This is a genomic window from Rathayibacter sp. AY1D9 (assembly GCF_002932395.1).
Lineage (GTDB): Bacteria > Actinomycetota > Actinomycetes > Actinomycetales > Microbacteriaceae > Rathayibacter.
In genome coordinates this window covers 25075-44103 of the sequence record NZ_PSVQ01000008.1, presented here as the reverse complement: position 1 = coordinate 44103, position 19029 = coordinate 25075, and the positions used below count along the sequence as shown (strand labels likewise).

Here is a 19029-nt window from a genome sequence, read left to right as displayed (position 1 = left end):
CGGCCCGGAGGCCGGGAACAGCTTAGAGGATGCCCTCGTCGTCGGGCTCCGCGGTCTCCTCGCCGAACCCGCGGGCCCGGGAGAGCTCGGCGCTGGTGGCGGACTCGCGGACCCGCTTGCGCAGGCTCTTGGGGCTCACGGCGCGCTCGCCGAGCGCGCCGGGGGTCCAGGCCTCCACGTCCTCGTCGCTGAAGTCCGTCTTCGACGGGCGACGCTTGAGCTCGGGGAGCACGGTGTCCGGAGCGAGCCGGCGAGCGGTGATGAGGAAGCCGGTGTGGCCGATCATCCGGTGGTCCGGCCGGACCGCGAGGCCCTCGACGTGCCAGCCGCGGACCATGGTCTCGTTCGACGACGGGTTCGTGAACAGGCCCGAGGCGCGGATCGCCTCCGCCGTCCGCGAGAGCTGCGTGACGGTGGCCACGTAGCAGAGGAGCACTCCCCCGGGCGTGAGAGCCTCGGCGGCGACGTCGAGGCACTCCCAGGGCGCGAGCATGTCGAGCACGACGCGGTCGGCCTCGCCGGAGGGGACCGTGCCGGGCAGCGCCTCGACGAGGTCGCCGACGGTGACGCTCCAGTTGTCGGGCGTGTAGCCGAGGAAGGTCTCGATGTTCGCCCGTGCGACATCCGCGAACTCCTCGCGCCGCTCGAACGACGACAGCCGGCCGGTCGGACCCACCGCCCGCAGCAGCCAGAGCGAGAGCGCGCCGGAGCCGACACCGGCCTCGACCACGCGGGCGCCGGGGAAGACGTCGGCGAGGGCGAGGATCTGGGCCGCGTCCTTCGGGTACACGATCGCCGCGCCGCGGGGCATCGACATCACGAAGTCGGCGAGGAGAGGGCGCAGCGCGAGGTGCTCGACGCCGACGGTGTTGGTCACCACCGAGCCGTCGGGCAGCCCGATCACCGTGTCGTGCTCGATGCCGCCCCGGTGCGTGTGGAACACCTTGCCGGGAACGAGCGTGATGGTGTTCATCCGCCCCTTGGGTCCCGTCAGCTGGACGCGGTCCCCCGCGCGGAAGGGTCCGGAATGCTGCAGTGCCTCACCGGTCATCGGCGGGCCTCCGTCTCGGTCGTGGCCGGGCCGGAGCCGCGGTGCTCGGAGGACAACGTCGCGAGGTCCGCGACGGTGCGGCCCGCGAGAGTGGGCCAGAGGGCGTAGGGGGCGGCGGGATCCAGCTCCAGCTGGTGCGGGACGCCGATCGCCGCGGCTCCGGAGGCGACGGCCGCGCCGAGGCCCGTGAGGGAGTCCTCGATCGCGACGCATGCGGTGATGTCGACACCGAGGGTGCTCGCGGCGAGGAGGTACGCCTCGGGGTGGGGCTTGCTGCGCTCGACCATGTCGCCGCTGACGACGGCGGCGAAGGCGGGGAACGGGATCCGGTCCACGACGGCCGCGGCCATCCGCGAGATCGACATCGTGACCAGCGCCTGCGGCACACCCGCCTCGGACACCGCGTGCAGCAGCTCGAGCGCGCCCGGTCGCCACGGGATGCTCACGGCCAGCTGGTCGACGACCCCGTCGGTCATCCGGTCGATGATCGCGTCGACGGAGAGGTCGACGCCCTTGCCCTGCAGGATGCGGGCGGCGGCGGGCAGGCCCGAGCCGACGAGTCCCATCGCGTCCTCGTGGGTCCACACTCCGCCGAAGGAGGAGACGAGCGCGTGCTCCGACGCCATCCAGTACGGCTCGGTGTCGACGAGCGTCCCGTCCATGTCCCAGAGGACGGCGGCGGGGGCGGACGCTCCTCCGAGCGGCTCGGAGGACAGCGGCCGGGCGGAGGTCTCGGGAGTCACGAGCGACCATGGTACCGGCAGGGCCGCGCCCCTCCCCGGCCGCGGGCCGAGAGCGAACAGCGCGGCCGATCCCGCCGGACGGGACGGGCGCGGCCGGGGGCGGTCCTATCCTGGACGGAGGGACAGGCGCGGTGTGCGCTCCCCGCACATCGAGCCGAACGCGGAGATCCTGCCTATGAACGTGATCACGGGGAACGTCCTGGTCGTGGCCTTCGAGGGCTGGAACGACGCCGGGGACGCCGCCAGCGGCGCGCTGCGGCTGGTCAAGGACGCCGGGGAGTACGTGCCCCTCTTCGCCGTCGACGCCGAGCAGTACTACGACTTCCAGTACACCCGCCCCATGCTCTCGATCGGCGAGGACGGCCGCCGCAGCCTCGCCTGGCCCGGCACCCAGATCTTCGGCCCGGCCGACACCTCGGTCGACGCCGAGAGCGCGCTGTACCTCATGATCGGCACCGAGCCCTCGCGCAGCTGGAAGAGCTTCGCGGCCGAGGTCGTCGACGCCATGCTCGCGATAGACATCTCCGCCGTCGTCTTCCTCGGCGCGATGCTCGCCGACGTCCCGCACACCCGGCCGATCTCCATCTTCGCCTCGAGCGAGAACGCGGAGCTGCGGAGCTCGTTCGAGCTCGAGCGCTCCAGCTACGAGGGGCCGGTCGGCATCCTCAGCGTGATCGGCGAGGCCGCACAGAAGGTCGGCATCCCCGCCGTCTCGATCTGGGCCTCCGTCCCGCACTACGTGCACAACGCGCCCTCGCCCAAGGCGATGCTGGCGCTGCTCGAGAAGCTCGAGGAGGTCGTCGGCCTGGCGATCCCCCGCGGCGACCTCGTCGAGGAGGCGGAGGAGTGGGAGCGCGGCATCGACGCCCTCGCCGCCGAGGACGAGGAGATGGCGTCGTACATCGCCCAGCTCGAGCAGGCGCGCGACACCGTCGACTCGCCCGAGGCGAGCGGCGAGGCGATCGCCCAGGAGTTCGAGCGCTACCTGCGCCGCCGCGGCGACGGCCGCTCCGGCGAGGAGCCCTGGCGCCCGTAGCCTCCGCCGGCGCCCGCTCGTCCGAGACGGTCGTCGATCACGGGACCGCTCCCGGCCGCCCTGACGGGACTCGCCCACGACGGGACTCGAGCCTTACGGGACTCGAGCCTGACGGGGTTCAGGCCGGGCGCACCCCGAGCAGGGCGTCGACCGCGTCGCGCAGGAGCGACGGGTCGTCCACGCCCTCGGTCAGTGCGGCGTCGACGACGGCGAGGGCGGCCGGAGTGCCGAGGTCGTCGGCCAGCGCCTCGCGCAGCTGCGCCAACACCTCGAGCGCCGAGCGCGGTCCGACGGCGGCGAGGGCCGCCTCCCAGCGCGCCAGGCGCGCCTCGGCCGACGGCAGGTCCTCGGGCAGCCACTCCCAGTCGGAGCGGTAGTGGTGCGCGAGGAGCGCGAGGCGGATCGCCCGCGGGTCCGCGCCCTCGCTCCGCAGACGTGAGACCAGCACCAGGTTCCCGAGCGACTTGCTCATCTTCTCGCCCTGGTAGGCGACCATCCCGGCGTGCGCGTAGGCGCGGGCCAGAGGACGGCCGGACAGCGACGCGGCGTGGCCGGCGCTGAACTCGTGGTGCGGGAAGACCAGGTCGCTCCCGCCGCCCTGCAGGGTGAACTCGGGTCCGAGCCGGTCGAGGGCGATCACCGAGCACTCGATGTGCCAGCCCGGACGGCCGCGGCCGACCTCGGCGTCCCAGGCGGGCTCGCCGGCGCGCTCGGCCCGCCAGAGCAGCGGATCGAGGGGGTCGCGCTTGCCGGCGCGCTCCGGGTCGCCCCCGCGCAGCGCCGAGAAGCGGGCCATCGACTCCGCGTCGAGCCGGCTCTCGCTGCCCAGGTGCCAGACGGCGCTCTCGGCCGCGGCGATGTCGTAGTAGAGGTCGCTCGCGCCCTCCTCCGCCGCGTCCGGAGCAGCGACGCGGTAGGCGACGCCGTCGCGCTCCAGGCGGGCGACCGCCTCCGCGATGGGATCCACGGTCTCGGTGACTCCGACGTAGTGCTGCGGAGGCAGGACGCGCAGGGCGGCCATGTCGCCGCGGAACAGCTCGACCTGCTCCTCGGCGAGGTCGCGCCAGTCGACACCGGTGGCCGTCGCACGCTCGAGCAGCGGGTCGTCGACGTCGGTCACGTTCTGGGCGTACTCGACCGTGTAGCCCGCGTCGAGCCAGACGCGCTGGACCGTGTCGAAGGCGAGGTAGGTCGACGCGTGCCCGAGGTGGGTGGCGTCGTAGGGCGTGATGCCGCAGACGTAGAGGCTCGCGACTCCGCTGGGCGCGTCGAGCTCGACGGGGCCGGCGGTCGCGGTGTCGTGCAGGCGCGGTGCGCTCCCCCGGCCGGGCAGGGCGGGGACGTCGGCGGCGGTCCAGGCGCGCATCTAGGCGGCGATCAGGCCGGTGGCGAGCGCGACCATGAGGACGACGCCGAGGACGATGCGGTACACGACGAACGGGAGGAAGCTGCGGCGGGAGATGTAGCTCATGAAGAACGCGATCACGACGAAGCCGACCACGAACGCGACGATGGTCGCCACGAGAGTCTCGAGCCCGCCGACCTGGACCTGGTTCGGGAGCACGACCGGGTCGCTGATGCTCTTGTACAGCTGGTAGAGACCGCTGCCGAACACCGCGGGGATCGCGAGGAGGAAGGAGTAGCGCGCCGCCGCCTTGCGCTCGTAGCCGAGGAAGAGGCCCGCGGTGATGGTGCCTCCCGAGCGCGAGACGCCGGGGATCAGGGCGAGTGCCTGCGCGCCTCCGAAGATCAGGCCGTCGCGGACGCCCAGGTCGCGCAGGCGGCGCTTCTTCGCGCCGACCGCGTCGGCGATGCCGAGCAGGATGCCGAAGAGGATGAGGGTGGTGGCCACCACCCACAGAGAGCGGAGGGTCGTCTCGATCGCGTCCTGGAAGACGAGGCCGAGGACGATGATCGGAAGGCTGCCCAGGATGATGAGCCAGCCCATGCGGGCGTCCGGGTCCGAGCGCGGGATCCGGCCGACGAGGGAGCGCGCCCAGTGCGACACGATCCGCACGATGTCGCGCCAGAAGTAGATGATGACGGCGGTCTCGGTGCCCAGCTGCGTGATCGCGGTGAACGCGGCTCCGGTGTCGCGGCCGCCGAGACCGGGCAGCAGCTCGCTGACGATCCGGAGGTGGGCGCTGGAGGAGATGGGGAGGAATTCGGTCAGACCCTGGACGAGTCCCAGGATCAGCGCGTCGAGCAGGCCCATGCGTCACTTTCGAGGAGGGCTGGGGCGTCGTCGGCCAGCAGTCGGTCGGGATCGGTCGGTGCTGACCCGGTCCGCGGCGCCGTCAGGAGCTCAGCAGGAGATCGGTCAGGACCTTCCTGCCAAACACTAGTGCGTCCAGTGGAACGCGCTCGTCGACCCCGTGGAACAGCGCCGGGAAGTCCAGGGACGACGGCAGCTGGAGCGGCGCGAACCCGTATCCGGTGATGCCGAGCGTCGAGAGCGCCTTGTTGTCGGTGCCTCCGGAGAGCAGGTACGGGAGGACCTCGGCGCCCGGATCGAACCGGCGGATCGAGGCGGCCATGCTCTCGACGAGGGGGCCGGCGAAGGGCACCTCGAGTCCGATGTCGCGGTGCTGGACGAGGATCTCGACGTGCTCGCCCGCGAGGACCTTCAGGCGCTCGAGCACCGCGTCCTCCTCGCCGGGGAGGACGCGCACGTCGATGGTGGCGTCCGCGGTGTCCGGGATGACGTTGGCCTTGTAGCCGGCCGACAGCATCGACGGATTGGCGGTGGTGCGCAGCGTCGCGGCGATGAAGCGCGAGGCGGTGCCGGTGGCGAGTGCCAGCTCCTCCGGAGTGCTGCGCTGAGGGTCGTGGCCGAGCAGGCGGGCGACCTCGTCGAGCAGCTCGCGCGTGGTGTCGGTGAGGCGGGTGGGCCACTCCTCGCTTCCGATGCGGGCGATCGCCTGCGCCAGCCGGGTGACGGCGTTCTCGGAGTTGATCTGCGAGCCGTGCCCCGCCGTGCCGTGCGCGCGGAGGGTCAGCCACATCAGCGCCTTCTCGCCCGTCTGCACGAGATAGGCCCGCTTGCCGGCCAGCTCGATCGAGTAGCCGCCGACCTCGCTGATCGCCTCGGTCGCTCCGGCGAACAGCTCGGGCCGCTCACGGGCCAGGAATCCCGATCCCCGCACACCGCCCGCCTCCTCGTCGGCGAAGAAGGCGATGACGAGGTCGCGGGAGGGGCGCCTCCCCTCACGGAGGATGTCGCCGAGCGAGGCGAGGATCATCGCGTCCATGTTCTTCATGTCGACCGCGCCGCGGCCCCAGAGCATGCCGTCCTTGATCTCGCCGCCGAACGGGTCGACGCTCCAGTTGTCGGCGATGGCGGGCACCACGTCGAGGTGCCCGTGGACGACGAGGGCGCCGCGCTCGCGGTCCTCCCCGGCGACCCGCGCCACGACGCTCGTGCGTCCCGGGTCGGAGTCGATCAGCTCGGGCTCGAGGCCGAGGTCGCGCAGCTTCGCCGCGACGTACTCCGCGGCCGGGCGCTCCGGCTCCGCCTTCCCGTCGCCGTAGTTGCTGGTGTCGAAGCGGATGAGATCGCGCGCGATGAGCGCCGTCTCGTCGAGGGTGCTGTCGGTCACGGGCGCGCTGTCGATGCTGTCGGACATGCGGGCAACGGTACCGGCGCGGGCTCGACGGCGCGCGGAGGACGGTGGGCCGGGAGGTGGCGTGAGAGGCCCCGGAACCGTGCTAATGTCTTCTTCGGCCGCGGAAACGCAGGTCGAAGGAAACACTCGTCCGGGTGGCGGAAATGGCAGACGCGCTAGCTTGAGGTGCTAGTGCCCGTATAGGGCGTGGGGGTTCAAGTCCCCCCTCGGACACACTGATCGGAACCCCTCGTCTCTCCTCGGAGAGGCGGGGGGTTCCGTCGTTCCCGGCACCGTCCGCTCCTCGCGCCGGCGGGAAAGATGCTGTGGTCGGAGAGAGCAGAAGCCCCGCTCTTTCCCGAAGAGGCGGGGCGTCTCCTGCAGTAAACGGGCGCTCCTGCAGTAAACGGGCGCTCCTGCACCGCAGGGGCGCTCCTGCACCGCAGGGGCCCTCCTGCACAGACCGTGCCTCGGCGTCAGACGCCTGCTGTCGCCGGCGACCAGCCGAGAGCCGGAGCGATCGATTCCACGACAGTGCGCAGGAGCCGCGCGTTGTACTCGACCCCGAGCTGGTTGGGAAGGGTGAGCAGCAGCGTGTCCGCCTCCTGCACGGCGGCGTCCGCAGCGAGCTCGGCGGAGACGGCGTCCGGCTCGCCCGTGTAGCTGCGGCCGAATCGGGCGCGGACGCCCTCGAGGGTGGCGACCTGGTCCTGCTCGCCGCGGCCGCCGAAGTACAGCCGGTCGAGATCGGTCGTGATCGGAAGGACGCTGCGCGACACGGAGACGCGCGGAGTGCGCTCCCAGCCCGCCTCGCTCCACGCGTCGCGGTACTCGCGGATCTGGCGGGCCTGCAGCTCGTCGAAGGGCACGCCCTCCTCCTCCAGGAGCAGGGTCGACGACTGCAGGTTCATGCCCTGCTCGGCTGCCCAGCGCGCGGTCGCGAAGCTGCCGGCACCCCACCAGATCCGGTCCTCGAGGCCGGGCGAGCGCGGCTCGATCGAGAGCGGGAGCGACTGGCGCGTCATCGCCGGATCCGACTGCGCGACCGGCGCTCCGGCGAGCGCCTCCCGGAGGATGCGCACCTTCTGCCGGGCGAGGTCGGGGTCGGTCATCCCCTCCGGGGGGACGAAGCCGAACGCCTCGGACCCGCGCAGGGCGGTCTCGGGCGATCCCCGGCTGACCCCGAGCTCGAGCCGGCCGTCGGAGATCAGGTCGGTGGCGGCCGCCTCCTCCGCCATGTAGAGCGGGTTCTCGTAGCGCATGTCGATGACCCCGGTGCCGATCTCGATGCGGCGGGTGCGCGCGGCGATCGCCGCCAGCAGCGGGAACGGCGAGGCGAGCTGCGGCGCGAAGTGGTGCACGCGGACGTAGGCGCCGTCGATGCCGATCTCCTCCGCCGCCTCCGCGAGCTCGATCGTCTGGAGGAGGACGTCGCGAGCCGAGCGGGTCTGAGACCCGGGGACGGACTGGTAGTGGCCGAAGGAGAGGAAGCCGATGCGCGAGACCATGCCTGCCTCAGCGCTCGGGGGTCCCCCGCTATTCCCGGAGGGTGTGCACGGCGGACGCCGAACCGCGACAGCGCTCCCGAGGAGTCCTCAATACACGTATGGTGGTCGCGTGCCCGCTGATCGGGGCGGAGAGGGGTCGTCGTGGAGCCGATGGTCGGTCGCCTCGGGGCGACTCTCGGGGTCGCCATGCAGACGATCAGCGGGTCGCAGGTGCAGGCATGCGCTCTCCGTCCGCAGCGGAACCGGTCGCCCGGTCGCGTCTCCGCGTCAGTGCGCCTCGAAGTCGGCGGAGACCGAGGCGGTGACCTCGATGTCCTCCGGCTTGAGGGCCAGCGGCTCCTCAGGAGAGGAGAACGCCTTGGCGCGGCTCATCATCGCCGAGCCGCCCTCGATGCGCGTGTGCGGCCGCAGTCCCGGCTCGAAGAGGGTCAGCACCCGCACCTCGGTCAGGCCGAGGGCCGCCGCATAGGCCTCGGCCCGCTCGCGCGCGTCGCGCACGGCAGCGGTGCGGACCTCGCGCTCGATGCCCGCCCGTCGCGCCGCCGTCACGTCCCAGTCGATCCCCGAGATCTGGATCCCCGGCACCTCCGAGATCGAGCCGACCCAGCGCCCGAGAGCCGCGAAGTCCCGGTACTTCACCCGGACCCCGGCGGCCGCGACATGGAACAGCTGCGTGACGTCCGAGTCCTTGATGTACCGGCGGATCGAGGAGACCGAGATCTGATCGGAGGACCACCAGGTGGCGGCGCCGGACGCCTGCTCGGCGGCCGCCTCCTCACGGACCCGCGCGTGCAGGGCGGTGACCTCGGCGAGCGCCTGGGGTCGGGATCGCGACTCGCGCCGGATCTCGAGGCGGACGGTGCCCCGCTCGGCGGGGTGGAAGTGCTGGGCGAGACCGGCGACGGTGATAGTGACCATGGCCCCATGGTGCCGTACGCACCCCGTCAGCTCCGAGCGGCGAGCATCTCCCGGATGCGGTCGGCGAGGGCCCGCTCCGTCGTCAGGTTGCTGACCAGCTGGGCTCGGTGCCCCCCGCAGGCGCCTGGGAGGGGATCTCCGGTGCTCGGGTCGACCCGGCCCAGCAGTGCCCGCTCCCCCTGGGCGATCGAGGCCTCGAGCAGGGCGAGCCGCCGCTCGAGCCGCTCGATCTCGAAGCTCTCGGGCGTGATGTCGGACTCGCGGAAGTGGCCGGCTGTGGAAGTGGGGACGCTCATCGATGATCCGTTCCGTCGGGGGCGCCCAGGAGCGGCGCCATCACCAGGAAGACACCGGAGAACGGCGATCATGACGCGAAGGCGCGAAATGCACTGAGACGTGGCGCGCCACCGGCGGTCAGGAGCGGAAGACGGCCAGGTTCTCGTTCTCCACGATGGCGAGGGTGCGGACGAGGCGGGTGTAGCGCTCGACGAGCTCGCCCTCCCCCGCGCCCTGCCCCAGCAGGGCCGAGATGCTCTCGGCGGGGAAGAGGGAGACGATCTCCATCGCGACGGCCCGAGCGTGCTCGGAGGAGAGAGTGCGCGCGTACTCCAGAGCGCGGGTCAGCTGCGGCCTCTCCTCCCCCTCCGGACTCGCCGACGGCGCCGTCGTGGCGGCATGGCCGAGGACCGCCACGAAGACGCGGGCGATCTCGTCGACCCGGAGTGCGCGGACCAGGGTCAGCAGACGCGAGGAGACGCGGGAGACGCCGCGCGCGAGGAGCTCTCCGCTGAGGGCGCGCACCTCGATCACGTCGCCGCCGCCGAACTCGCCGGAGACGCGCTTGATGCCAGAGGCGAACAGGCTCGAGCCGGCTCCGATGCTCCGCTCGGCCTCGAGGTTGATCTCGACGCGGCCGCGGCCGGTGGCCACTCCGGAGATCCAGCGCTGCTCCACGGGCGGATGCGCGTGCACGGCGCGGACGAGGGTGCCCGGGCCCGGCCCTCCCAGGGCGCCCAGGATGACCTCGGGGGTGCGCGCCCCGGCGATCCTGGTCGAGACGCCGTTGTGCGCGGCGAGCTCGGCGGCCCGCAGCTTGGAGCGGATGCCCCCTCGGCCGGTACCGCCCTTCTGCACGCCGATGCGGCGCAGCTCCGAGATGCCCAGCTCCTCGAGGTGCACGCCCTCGGCGATGCTGCCGGCGAAGACGCCGGGGACGTCGGTGAGCAGCAGCAGCAGGTCCGCGCCGAGGAGCATCGCCAATCCGCCGGCGACGCCGTCGTTGTCCGAGCCGGCGGAGTCGATCGTGTCGTTGCCGTTGACCACGGGCACGACTCCGGCGTCGAGGGCGTGGCGGATCGCCTCGGCGACGTGTGCCATCTGCCGGGGAGAGGCGAGGTCGGACTCGCCGATGAGGATCTGCGCGACCAGGGCGCCCGAGAGCTCGGCCACCGAGCGGTAGAAGCCCATCAGGACGGTCTGGCCCACCGCTGCTGCCAGGCGGGCGCTGATCGGCTCCTCCTGCGAGCGGGCGAAGAGCGCCCGGCCCGAGGAGACGGCGCCGGAGGAGACCAGCACGACGTCCCAGCCCAGCGCGCGGGCGGCGAAGGCGCTCTCGAGCGCGCTGGCCAGGAGAACGGGATCCGGACCCGACTGCTTGGTGACCGAGCTGGACCCCATCTTGACCACGAGGGTCCTTCTGCGCGGCGCGGCCGGGGCGGTGGCGTCGGAGTCGGCGGGGTCGAGCAGGGCGTCGGACATGGCTCCCATGGTAGAGGCGCGGCAGGAGGCCCTCCCTCGCCGAGACCCGGTGGAGAACGCCCCAGGACGGGGATGTCGGAGGCGGATGCGAGACTGCCCGGGACGCCTGGAACCTCCTCCTCAGTGCGCCTCGCCGGGCGGTCGCGGAAGGGTCCGAGCGGCTCGCCGGTGGATGTCGGTGGCGATTGACATACTCGAACACATGTTCGAACATGGGCAGATGAGCCCCCCTTCATCCCTCGTCTCCGCGGAGACGGCCGAGGCCGCAGAGCCCCTTCTGCGGCAGCTCGCGTCGGTGAAGGAGCTGCAGTCCCGCATCCGGGACATGCAGGCGACCACTCTCGAGACCAGGAGCCTCGCCACCCTGCCGGCCTTCTCCTCCGTGCTCCCGGGCGGCTCGCTCAAGCAGGGTGCCGCCTACTCGGTGGAGGGCTCGATGAGTCTGGCGATGGGGCTGCTCGCCGGCCCGTCCGCCGAGGGCTCGTGGTGCGGCGTGGTGGGCGTCCCGGAGTTCGGGGCCGAGGCCGCGGCCGGCATGGGGATCGACCTCGAGCGCCTGGTGCTCGTGCCCGCACCGGCCGAGCACTGGCTCACCGTCACCGCCGCTCTGGTCGATGTGCTGACCGTCGTGCTCACCCGTCCGCCCGCCTCCGTCTCCTCGGCCGACGTCTCGCGTCTGGGAGCACGACTGCGCCAGCGGGGTGCCGCGCTCGTGATCCTCGGCGAGTGGCCCCAGGCCGAGGCGCGGCTCAGCATCCGCAGCAGCCGCTGGGAGGGGCTCGGCGACGGCCACGGCTACCTGCGCTCCCGGGAGGCGATGGTCGATGTGGTCGGCCGGGCCGGCACCCGGGTGCGCACGGTGCGGATGAGCATGCCCGGCGTCGAGAGCGCCTTCGGCTCCCGGGTCGAGCACGGCCGCCTGCACGAGCGGGCGGTCTGAGATGGCGAGCGCACCCGAGCTGCGGCGGACGATCCTCGTCTGGTGCCCCGACTGGCCCCTCCTCGCGGCCGCCGCCGACGCCGGCCTCGGCGACGAGCACCCCCTGGCCCTCACTGAGAAGAGCCTGGTCTTCGCCTCCTCCCCCGCTGCCCGGGCGGAGGGGGTCCGGCGGGGCATGCGCGTGCGCGAGGCGCAGTCCCGTTGCACGGGTCTCGCCGTCCTCCCGTACGACCCGGTGCTCGACCACCGGGCGTTCGAGCCGCTCATCCAGGCGCTCGAGGAGATCACCCCGGGCGTCCAGCTGATCCGGCCCGGTCTGTGCGCGATCCGTGCCCGCGGTCCGCGCCGCTACTACGGGAGCGAGCAGAGCGCGGCCGAGGCGATCCTGCAGCGGCTGGCCGAGCTGGGTCTTCCCGACGCCCGCATCGGGATCGCCGACGGGCTCTTCGCCTCCGAGCTCGCCGCGAAGCACTCCGGCCGCCCCGTCGCCGTCGTGCCCCCAGGAGCAGCGGCAGACTTCCTCGCCCCGCTCCCGCTCGACGCCCTCGAGACCGAGTCCGTCGCAGCCCCTGCCCGTGCTCCCCGCCGGGGGGACGACCTGGTGGCGCTCCTGCGCAGACTCGGCGTCCGCACCCTCGGCGCCTTCGCCGCCCTCCCTCGCGAGGACGTCGCCGCCCGGTTCGGACCGGAGGGCGCCCACGCGCACCTCCTCGCCGCCGGTGCGGAGTCGGAGACGGTGGTGCCCCGGCTCCCGCCGGAGCGCCTCGACCGGGCGATGGAGTTCGAGCCCCCTCTGGACCGCATCGACCAGGCCGCCTTCGCCTTCCGCGTCCCCGCGGAGGAGTTCGTCGCCGGGCTCACCCGCGCACAGCTGGTCGCGACCGCTATCCGCATCGAGGTCGTCAGCGAGCGCGGTGAGGTCTCCTCCAGGAGCTGGCTGCACCCGAGATGGTTCACCCCGGGCGACGTGCTCGACCGGGTCCGCTGGCAGCTGCAGGGCAGCGGGGAGATCGACACCGGTCTCGGAGCGCCGATCTCGCGGCTGTGCGTCGAGCCCGAGGCGGTCGACGCGATCGGCAACCACGAGCAGGGTCTCTGGGGCACCGCTCCGGAGGAGCGCGTCCACCACGGGCTGAGCCGCGTGCAGAGCATGCTCGGGCACGAGGCCGTGATGACCGCGTCGATCGGAGGGGGTCGATCCCTCCGCGACCGCCAGCACCTGATCCCCTGGGGCGACCGGGAGCCGGGCGACGCACGGCCGAGGACCCTGCCCTGGCCCGGCTCCCTGCCGCCGCCCCTCCCGCCGACGGTCTTCGCGGAGCCCGCGGCCGTGCTGGTCTGCGGATCGAGGGGTGAACCCGTCGCGGTCGACGAGCGTGGCGCCCTCAGCTCCGTGCCCGCCTACTTCACCCCCGGGACCTCTCAGGCACGCCTGGAGCCCCTCGCCGGATGGGCGGGTCCCTGGCCGATCGACGAGCGCTGGTGGGATCCGAGCACCGCCGTCCGCTACGACCGCTTCCAGGTGGTCGACGCCGCCGGTGTCGCCTGGCTGCTGCTCTGCCTCGACGGGGTCTGGGCCGCAGAGGCCCGCTACGACTGAACCGGAGCATCCCTCCACCACCGCGAACGAGCACCGAAGGAGCCCCGATGGGCTGGAACAACCCACCGATCCCCTGGTCGGAGTTCGAGCGCCGCCTCTCCAGCGGCAAGCGCGCCGACGGCACGGTCGTCCGGGGCGACGGCGGCGACAGCCCGGCCTGGTCGCACAAGCGCCCCGCCTACGTGGCAGGGGACGACGTCCGGCCGCCGGCTCATCCGGTGCCCTACGCCGAGCTGCACGCGCACTCTCACTTCAGCTTCCTCGACGGGGCGAGCAAGCCGGAGCAGCTGGTCGAGGAGGCGGTCCGGCTCGGCATCGACACCCTCGCGCTCACCGACCACGACGGCCTCTACGGCATCGTGAGGATGGCCGAGGCCGCGCAGGGGCACGCCGTCCGCACGGCCTTCGGAGCCGAGCTCTCGATCGGGCTCACCTCGCCTCAGAACGGGGTCGCCGATCCGGAGGGGACCCACCTGCTCGTCCTCGCGCGCCGCGAGGAGGGCTACCACCGCCTCGCCCGTGCGATCACCACCGCCCAGCTCGCCGGAGCCGAGAAGGGCAAGCCGAGCTACGACCTCGAGGAGCTCGCGCGCGCCGCCGACGGCCACTGGATCGTGCTGACGGGCTGCCGCAAGGGAGCGGTCCGTCAAGCGCTCGCCGCCTCAGGAGTGGCCGCGGCCGAGCGGGAGGTCCGCGAGCTCGTCCGGCTCTTCGGTCCCGCCAACGTCCTCGTGGAGCTGTACGACCACGGGGATCCCCTCGCCTCGCGCGCCAACGACCAGCTGGCGGCGATCGCCGAGAAGCTCCGGCTGCGGACGGTCGCCACCGGGAACGTGCACTACGCCCGGCCGGAGGAGCGCCCCCTCCAGACGGCCCTCGCCGCGGTCAGAGCACGCCGGAGCCTCGACGAGATGGACGGCTGGCTCCCCGCAGCGGGCGGCGCCCACCTGCGCTCCGGCGCCGAGATGGCCGAGCGCTTCGGCCGCTACCCCGGCTCCGTGAAGAACACGGTGCGCGTCGCCGACGAGATCGCCTTCGAGCTCGGCCGAGTCCGGCCCCGGCTGCCGCGCCAGGAGGTCCCCGAGGGGCACACCTCGATGAGCTGGCTGCGCGCGCTCGTGCGCGAGGCCGTGCCGGCCAAGTACCCCCGCGCCGACGCCGACGTCCTCGCGCGCCTCGAGAAGGAGCTCGCGGTGATCGAGCAGAAGGACTTCCCGGGCTACTTCCTGATCGTCCACGACATCGTCCACTACGCCAAGCGGAACGGCATCCTCTGCCAGGGACGCGGCTCGGCCGCCAACTCGGCGGTCTGCTACGTCCTGGGCATCACGGCGGTCGACTCGATCTTCTACGACCTGCCGTTCGAGCGGTTCCTCTCCAGCATCCGCGACGAGGAGCCCGACATCGACGTCGACTTCGACTCGGAGCGACGCGAGGAGGTGATCCAGTACGTCTACCGGAAGTACGGACGTCTGAACGCGGCCCAGGTCGCCAACGTCATCACCTACCGGCCCAAGTTCGCCGTGCGCGACATGGCCAAGGCCCTCGGATACAGCGCCGGGCAGCAGGACGGCTGGTCGAAGCAGGTCGAGCGGTGGGGGTCCGTCACCGAGAGCACCGACCACGACATCCCCGAGGACGTGGTCGCCCTGACCACCCGGGTGCTGGGCACGCCCCGGCACCTGGGCATCCACTCCGGCGGCATGGTGCTGACAGACCGGCCCGTGGGCGAGGTCTGCCCGATCGAGCCCGCTCGGATGGAGGACCGCACCGTCCTGCAGTGGGACAAGGACGACTGCGCCTGGATGGGCCTGGTCAAGTTCGACCTCCTCGGGCTCGGGATGCTCGCCGCCCTGCAGTACACGTTCGACCTCGTCGCCGAGCACGTCGGCGAGAAGTGGGACCTCTCCACCCTCCCCCGGGAGGAGAAGGGCGTCTACGACCAGCTCTGCCGCGCCGATTCCATCGGGGTGTTCCAGGTCGAGAGCAGGGCGCAGATGGGCACCCTCCCCCGGCTGCAGCCTCGCCGCTTCTACGATCTGGTGATCGAGGTCGCGCTCATCCGCCCCGGCCCCATCCAGGGCGGTGCGGTCCACCCCTACATCCGCCGCAAGCTCGGCGAGGAGCCGGTGACGTACCAGCACCCCCTCCTCGTGACGCCGCTCAAGCGCACCCTCGGCGTGCCGCTCTTCCAGGAGCAGCTCATGCAGGTGGCCGTGGCCGTCGGCGACTGCAACGCGGAGGACGCCGACCTGCTGCGCCGGGCGATGGGGTCCAAGCGCGGGACCGAGAAGATCGAGACCCTCCGCGAGCGGCTCTACCAGGGGATGGCCCGCAACGGCATCACGGGCGAGGTCGCGGACGACATCTACCTCCGGATCCAGGCCTTCGCGAACTTCGGCTTCGCCGAGAGCCATGCGATCAGCTTCGCCCTGCTGGTCTACGCGAGCGCCTGGCTCCGCCTGCACTACCCCGCTGCGTTCACCGCCGCGCTGCTGCGGGCGCAGCCCATGGGCTTCTACGCCCCGCACACCCTGGTCGCCGATGCCCGGCGTCACGGAGTGGAGGTCGTCTCGCCCGACGTCAACCGCTCGCTGGCGCCTCCCGGGCTCGAGGCGAAGGAGGACACCCCCGCACGCCGGAGGGGCGGTGCCGCCTACGGGAGCGACGACTGCCTCCGCGCCGATCAGCCGCCCACGGGGCTGTTCGACCGCACCGAGCACTTCCACACGGACGACCACAGGCGCGACAGCGGCTTCGTGATCAGGCTCGGGCTGGCCGGGGTGAAGGGCATCGGCACCTCGCTCGCCGAGCACATCGTCGCCGAGCGCGAGCGCGGCGGACCCTACGCGAGCATGGCCGACCTCTCGCGTCGGGTCGGCACGACCGCGGCTCAGCTGGAGGCCCTCGGTGCCGCGGGCGCCTTCGACACGCTCGGTCTGCAGCGCCGGCAGGCGCTCTGGGAGGCCGGCACCGCCGCAGGCGACCGCGAGGAGTTCCTCGCCGGTTCCACGGTCGTCGTGCAGCCCCCGCTCCTGCCGATGCTCTCCCCTCAGGAGCGCGTGGTCTTCGACTTCTGGGCCACCGGCATCTCGCCCGACGACCATCCGCTGCGCCACCTCCGCGAGGGACTCGCTCGCCGCGGCGCCCGCTCCTCGGCCGATCTCCCCGCCATCCCCTCGGGGACCCGGATCGAGGTCGGCGGGGTCGTGATCCACCGCCAACGTCCCTCCACAGCCGGTGGAGTGACCTTCCTCAACCTCGAGGACGAGCACGGGATCCTCAACGTGATCTGCTCCGTCGGAGTATGGAACCGCTACCGCCGCGTGGCCCGCGAGGCACCCGCCCTGCTGGTCAGGGGGATCCTCGAGCGCTCCGACGAGGGGGTGACGAACCTCCTCGCCGACAGGTTCGAGACCCTCACGGTCGGCGCTCGCACCACCTCCCGCAACTTCCGATGACCCCTCAGCGGCACCGCCCGCTCGCCCCACGAGAAAGCGACACCATGACCACTCTCGACCACGCCGCTCCCGCTCCGCACCTCGATGCGCCGCTCCTGAACGACCGCGAGCTGCGCGAGCGCGTCTCCTCGCTGATCGGACCGGCCTACCGCCGGGCGCTGTGGCCGATCTTCCTCGACCGCGACGGCGTGCAGCTGCCGATCCTCTACCCGGTGGACGGACTCCCCGTGCACCCCGACGAGGAGAAGACCGAGCGGATCGTCGCCACCCTCGCCAAGGCCGTGGCGCACCAGGACGTGGGCTCGCTCGCCTTCGCCCTGGAACGTCCCGGGCGCGCCTTCCTCGGCGAGACCGATCGGGTCCTCGCCCGTCACCTGGCGGCGGCGTGCCACAAGCGGGCCATCCCCCTCCGCGCGCTCCTGCTCGTCCACGACGAGGGAGTGCGGGTCGTGACCGCGACGGAGTACGCCGCGGTCACGCTCTGAGCGCTCGGGCCCCAGGCGGCCGTTCAGGACAGCGGCGGCCGGCCACCTGAACAGCCTGCCGCCACGGAGCTCAGGCGCTCAGGCGCTCAGGAGCTCAGCGTCACCAGCAGCGAGGAGGCGCCGAGATCCACCTCGGTGTCCCCGGGCTGCACCGCGTACTCCCCGACGCCGAGCAGCGTCTCCGCCACCTCCGGCAGGGCGATGCGGGCGGCGGACTCGCCGACGTTGATCGCCACGGTCACCCGACCGCGGCCGAGAGTCAGCCAGCGGGCCTCCTCGTCGAACTCCACGCGGAGCGACCCGAAGCGCGGGTCCGTCAGCTCGGGGTAGCGGCGGCGGATCGCCGCCAGCTCGCGGTACACCTCGAGGGTGCGGGCGTGACGCCCCTCCCCGACCTCGGACCAGTCGAGCCGCGAGCGCAGGAACGTCTCCGGGTCCTGCGGGTCGGGCACGACCTCCGGATCCCAGCCCATCTTCGCGAACTCCTCGATGCGGCCCTTCGCCGTCGCCTCGCCCAGATCCTTCTCCGGGTGCGAGGTGAAGAACTGCCACGGTGTCGACGCCGCCCACTCCTCGCCCATGAACAGCATGGGAGTGAAAGGGCCCAGCAGCGTCAGAGCCGCGGCGATCGCGAGGCGCCCCTCGTCGAGGGTCGCCGTCAGACGGTCGCCGACCGCCCGGTTGCCGATCTGGTCGTGGTTCTGGCTGCAGACCACCAGGCGCCAGGTCGGCATGTGCTCGGTGTCCACCGGACGGCCGTGGTGGCGGCCGCGGAACGTCGAGAGGGTGCCGTCGTGGAAGAAGCCCCGCGTCAGCACCTTCGCGAGGGCGCCGAGCGGCGCGAAGTCCTCGTAGTAGCCCGTGGTCTCCCTGGTCAGCGCGACGTGGACCGCGTGGTGGAAGTCGTCGCTCCACTGCGCGTCGAGCCCGTAGCCGTGCGCCTCCCGCGGAGTGATCAGCGTCGAGTCGTTGAGGTCGGACTCGGCGATCAGCGTCAGAGGGCGCCCGACGTGGGCCGACAGCACGGCCACCTCGCTCGCCATCTCCTCGAGCACGTGCACGGCCCGCTCGTCCGAGAGGGCGTGCACCGCGTCCAGGCGCAGGGCGTCGACGTGGTAGTCGCGCAGCCACATCAGAGCGTTGTCGATGATGTACCCGCGGACGGTGTCCGAACCCTCGCCGTCCAGGTTGATCGAGCTGCCCCAGGTGTTGGCCTTCTCGTTCTTGAGGTAGGGGCCGAACTCCGGCAGGTAGTTGCCGCTCGGGCCGAGGTGGTTGTAGACGACGTCCTGGACCACGCCGAGGCCGGCACGGTGGGCGGCGTCCACGAAGCGCTGGTACGCCTCGGGTCCGCCGTACGGCTCGTGCACGGCGTACCAGAGGACGCCGTCGTAGCCCCAGTTGTGCGTTCCGTTCACCGCGTTGACCGGCAGCAGCTCGATGAAGTCCACGCCGATCGAGCGCAGGTGATCGAAGCGCTCCGCCGCCGCGTCCAGGGTGCCCTCGGGTGTGAACGTGCCGAGGTGCAGCTCGTAGATGACGGCGCCGGCGAGCTCGCGCCCGGTCCAGGCGGAGTCGCCCCACTCGTGCGCCGAGGGTTCGAACGTGCGCGAGAGCTCGTGCACGCCCTTCGGCTGGCGACGCGAGCGGGGGTCCGGCAGCGGACCGCTGCCGTCCACCCGGTACCCGTAGTCGACCTCCCCGGTGGCCGGGGCCGACGCGGGCGCCCGCCACCATCCGTCGTCTCCGTGGCGGGTCATCGTCAGCGACGAGTCGTCACCGAGAAGGAGCTCGACCGTCGAGGCCTCGGGGGCCCAGACGTCGAACCGCTCGGGACCGGTCGTCGGGAGTGCGTAGCGGTAGGGAGTCGTGCTGATCACTGCTGTCTCCAGGAGGGGTCGTATCGGTCTGCGGTGCGGTGGCG

15 protein-coding genes and 1 tRNA gene are annotated in these 19029 nt (G+C 72.4%); 6 read left to right on the top strand and 10 right to left on the bottom strand.

What is annotated here, in order from left to right; all coding sequences use genetic code 11:
* Nucleotides 1-22 precede the first annotated feature (22 nt).
* Together C5C50_RS05580 and C5C50_RS05575 are read right to left on the bottom strand one after the other, a co-directional pair.
* A complete protein-coding gene (locus C5C50_RS05580) occupies nucleotides 23-1051 on the bottom strand; it encodes a tRNA (adenine-N1)-methyltransferase (protein ID WP_104222012.1) in 1029 nt (342 codons plus the stop codon).
* On the bottom strand, nucleotides 1048-1794 hold the full coding sequence (locus tag C5C50_RS05575; RefSeq protein ID WP_258067678.1) for an HAD family phosphatase: 747 nt from the start codon (nucleotides 1792-1794) through the stop codon (nucleotides 1048-1050). The genes C5C50_RS05580 and C5C50_RS05575 overlap by 4 nt, the downstream gene beginning before the upstream one ends.
* A gap of 175 nt (nucleotides 1795-1969) precedes the next feature.
* Here C5C50_RS05575 and C5C50_RS05570 point away from each other — a divergent pair, with 175 nt between their 5' ends.
* Nucleotides 1970-2830 carry a proteasome assembly chaperone family protein gene (locus tag C5C50_RS05570; RefSeq protein WP_104222142.1) on the top strand — a complete coding sequence of 287 codons (861 nt, stop codon included), beginning with the start codon at nucleotides 1970-1972 and terminating at the stop codon, nucleotides 2828-2830.
* 118 nt (nucleotides 2831-2948) lie between these two features.
* On the opposite strand, the gene mshC is transcribed toward C5C50_RS05570, so the two are convergent.
* From mshC to C5C50_RS05555, 3 genes are all read right to left on the bottom strand, one after another.
* Entirely contained in the window at nucleotides 2949-4196 is a 1248-nt protein-coding gene (gene mshC, locus C5C50_RS05565) for a cysteine--1-D-myo-inosityl 2-amino-2-deoxy-alpha-D-glucopyranoside ligase (RefSeq protein WP_104225264.1), read from the bottom strand.
* A complete protein-coding gene (locus C5C50_RS05560; protein WP_104222008.1) occupies nucleotides 4197-5045 on the bottom strand; it encodes an undecaprenyl-diphosphate phosphatase in 849 nt (282 codons plus the stop codon).
* A gap of 82 nt (nucleotides 5046-5127) precedes the next feature.
* Nucleotides 5128-6456 (bottom strand): M20/M25/M40 family metallo-hydrolase, encoded by a 1329-nt coding sequence (locus C5C50_RS05555; protein WP_181068004.1) that lies wholly within the window; start codon nucleotides 6454-6456, stop codon nucleotides 5128-5130.
* 128 nt (nucleotides 6457-6584) lie between these two features.
* Here C5C50_RS05555 and C5C50_RS05550 point away from each other — a divergent pair.
* Nucleotides 6585-6669, top strand: a tRNA-Leu gene (locus C5C50_RS05550).
* A gap of 242 nt (nucleotides 6670-6911) precedes the next feature.
* On the opposite strand, the gene C5C50_RS05545 is transcribed toward C5C50_RS05550, so the two are convergent.
* From C5C50_RS05545 to proB, 4 genes are all read right to left on the bottom strand, one after another.
* A complete protein-coding gene (locus C5C50_RS05545; RefSeq protein ID WP_104273062.1) occupies nucleotides 6912-7943 on the bottom strand; it encodes an LLM class flavin-dependent oxidoreductase in 1032 nt (343 codons plus the stop codon).
* A gap of 267 nt (nucleotides 7944-8210) precedes the next feature.
* A complete protein-coding gene (locus C5C50_RS05540) occupies nucleotides 8211-8861 on the bottom strand; it encodes an SIMPL domain-containing protein (RefSeq protein WP_104222004.1) in 651 nt (216 codons plus the stop codon).
* A 26-nt stretch (nucleotides 8862-8887) separates the two neighbouring features.
* Nucleotides 8888-9157 carry a hypothetical protein gene (locus C5C50_RS05535; RefSeq protein WP_104222002.1) on the bottom strand — a complete coding sequence of 90 codons (270 nt, stop codon included), beginning with the start codon at nucleotides 9155-9157 and terminating at the stop codon, nucleotides 8888-8890.
* Nucleotides 9158-9275: 118 nt separating this feature from the next.
* A complete protein-coding gene (gene proB / locus C5C50_RS05530; RefSeq protein ID WP_181065651.1) occupies nucleotides 9276-10619 on the bottom strand; it encodes a glutamate 5-kinase in 1344 nt (447 codons plus the stop codon).
* A gap of 220 nt (nucleotides 10620-10839) precedes the next feature.
* On the opposite strand from proB, the gene C5C50_RS05525 reads away from it, so the two are divergent.
* From C5C50_RS05525 to C5C50_RS05510, 4 genes are read left to right on the top strand one after another with little or no spacing between them, the layout of a single operon-like run.
* Nucleotides 10840-11559: a hypothetical protein gene (locus C5C50_RS05525; RefSeq protein WP_104273061.1), complete on the top strand. Its 720-nt coding sequence runs from the start codon at nucleotides 10840-10842 to the stop codon at nucleotides 11557-11559.
* 1 nt (nucleotide 11560) lies between these two features.
* Nucleotides 11561-13159 carry a DNA polymerase Y family protein gene (locus C5C50_RS05520; RefSeq protein ID WP_104273060.1) on the top strand — a complete coding sequence of 533 codons (1599 nt, stop codon included), beginning with the start codon at nucleotides 11561-11563 and terminating at the stop codon, nucleotides 13157-13159.
* Nucleotides 13160-13206: 47 nt separating this feature from the next.
* A complete protein-coding gene (locus C5C50_RS05515; RefSeq protein WP_104273059.1) occupies nucleotides 13207-16620 on the top strand; it encodes an error-prone DNA polymerase in 3414 nt (1137 codons plus the stop codon).
* Between the two features lie 44 nt (nucleotides 16621-16664).
* On the top strand, nucleotides 16665-17105 hold the full coding sequence (locus C5C50_RS05510) for a hypothetical protein (RefSeq protein ID WP_104221992.1): 441 nt from the start codon (nucleotides 16665-16667) through the stop codon (nucleotides 17103-17105).
* An 86-nt stretch (nucleotides 17106-17191) separates the two neighbouring features.
* On the opposite strand, the gene treZ is transcribed toward C5C50_RS05510, so the two are convergent.
* The gene (gene treZ, locus C5C50_RS05505) at nucleotides 17192-18985 is read right to left on the bottom strand and encodes a malto-oligosyltrehalose trehalohydrolase (RefSeq protein ID WP_258067676.1); all 1794 of its coding nucleotides are present in this window, start codon (nucleotides 18983-18985) and stop codon (nucleotides 17192-17194) included.
* Nucleotides 18986-19029 lie beyond the last annotated feature (44 nt).

What these genes read in the sequence shown, in the direction of transcription:
- C5C50_RS05580 (WP_104222012.1), bottom strand. Translation starts at nt 1,051, where the DNA reads ATGACCGGTGAGGCACTGCAGCATTCCGGACCCTTCCGCGCGGGGGAC.
- C5C50_RS05570 (WP_104222142.1), top strand. Translation starts at nt 1,970, where the DNA reads ATGAACGTGATCACGGGGAACGTCCTGGTCGTGGCCTTCGAGGGCTGG.
- mshC (WP_104225264.1), bottom strand. Translation starts at nt 4,196, where the DNA reads ATGCGCGCCTGGACCGCCGCCGACGTCCCCGCCCTGCCCGGCCGGGGG.
- C5C50_RS05560 (WP_104222008.1), bottom strand. Translation starts at nt 5,045, where the DNA reads ATGGGCCTGCTCGACGCGCTGATCCTGGGACTCGTCCAGGGTCTGACC.
- C5C50_RS05555 (WP_181068004.1), bottom strand. Translation starts at nt 6,456, where the DNA reads ATGTCCGACAGCATCGACAGCGCGCCCGTGACCGACAGCACCCTCGAC.
- C5C50_RS05545 (WP_104273062.1), bottom strand. Translation starts at nt 7,943, where the DNA reads ATGGTCTCGCGCATCGGCTTCCTCTCCTTCGGCCACTACCAGTCCGTC.
- C5C50_RS05540 (WP_104222004.1), bottom strand. Translation starts at nt 8,861, where the DNA reads ATGGTCACTATCACCGTCGCCGGTCTCGCCCAGCACTTCCACCCCGCC.
- C5C50_RS05535 (WP_104222002.1), bottom strand. Translation starts at nt 9,157, where the DNA reads ATGAGCGTCCCCACTTCCACAGCCGGCCACTTCCGCGAGTCCGACATC.
- proB (WP_181065651.1), bottom strand. Translation starts at nt 10,619, where the DNA reads ATGTCCGACGCCCTGCTCGACCCCGCCGACTCCGACGCCACCGCCCCG.
- C5C50_RS05525 (WP_104273061.1), top strand. Translation starts at nt 10,840, where the DNA reads ATGAGCCCCCCTTCATCCCTCGTCTCCGCGGAGACGGCCGAGGCCGCA.
- C5C50_RS05520 (WP_104273060.1), top strand. Translation starts at nt 11,561, where the DNA reads ATGGCGAGCGCACCCGAGCTGCGGCGGACGATCCTCGTCTGGTGCCCC.
- C5C50_RS05515 (WP_104273059.1), top strand. Translation starts at nt 13,207, where the DNA reads ATGGGCTGGAACAACCCACCGATCCCCTGGTCGGAGTTCGAGCGCCGC.
- C5C50_RS05510 (WP_104221992.1), top strand. Translation starts at nt 16,665, where the DNA reads ATGACCACTCTCGACCACGCCGCTCCCGCTCCGCACCTCGATGCGCCG.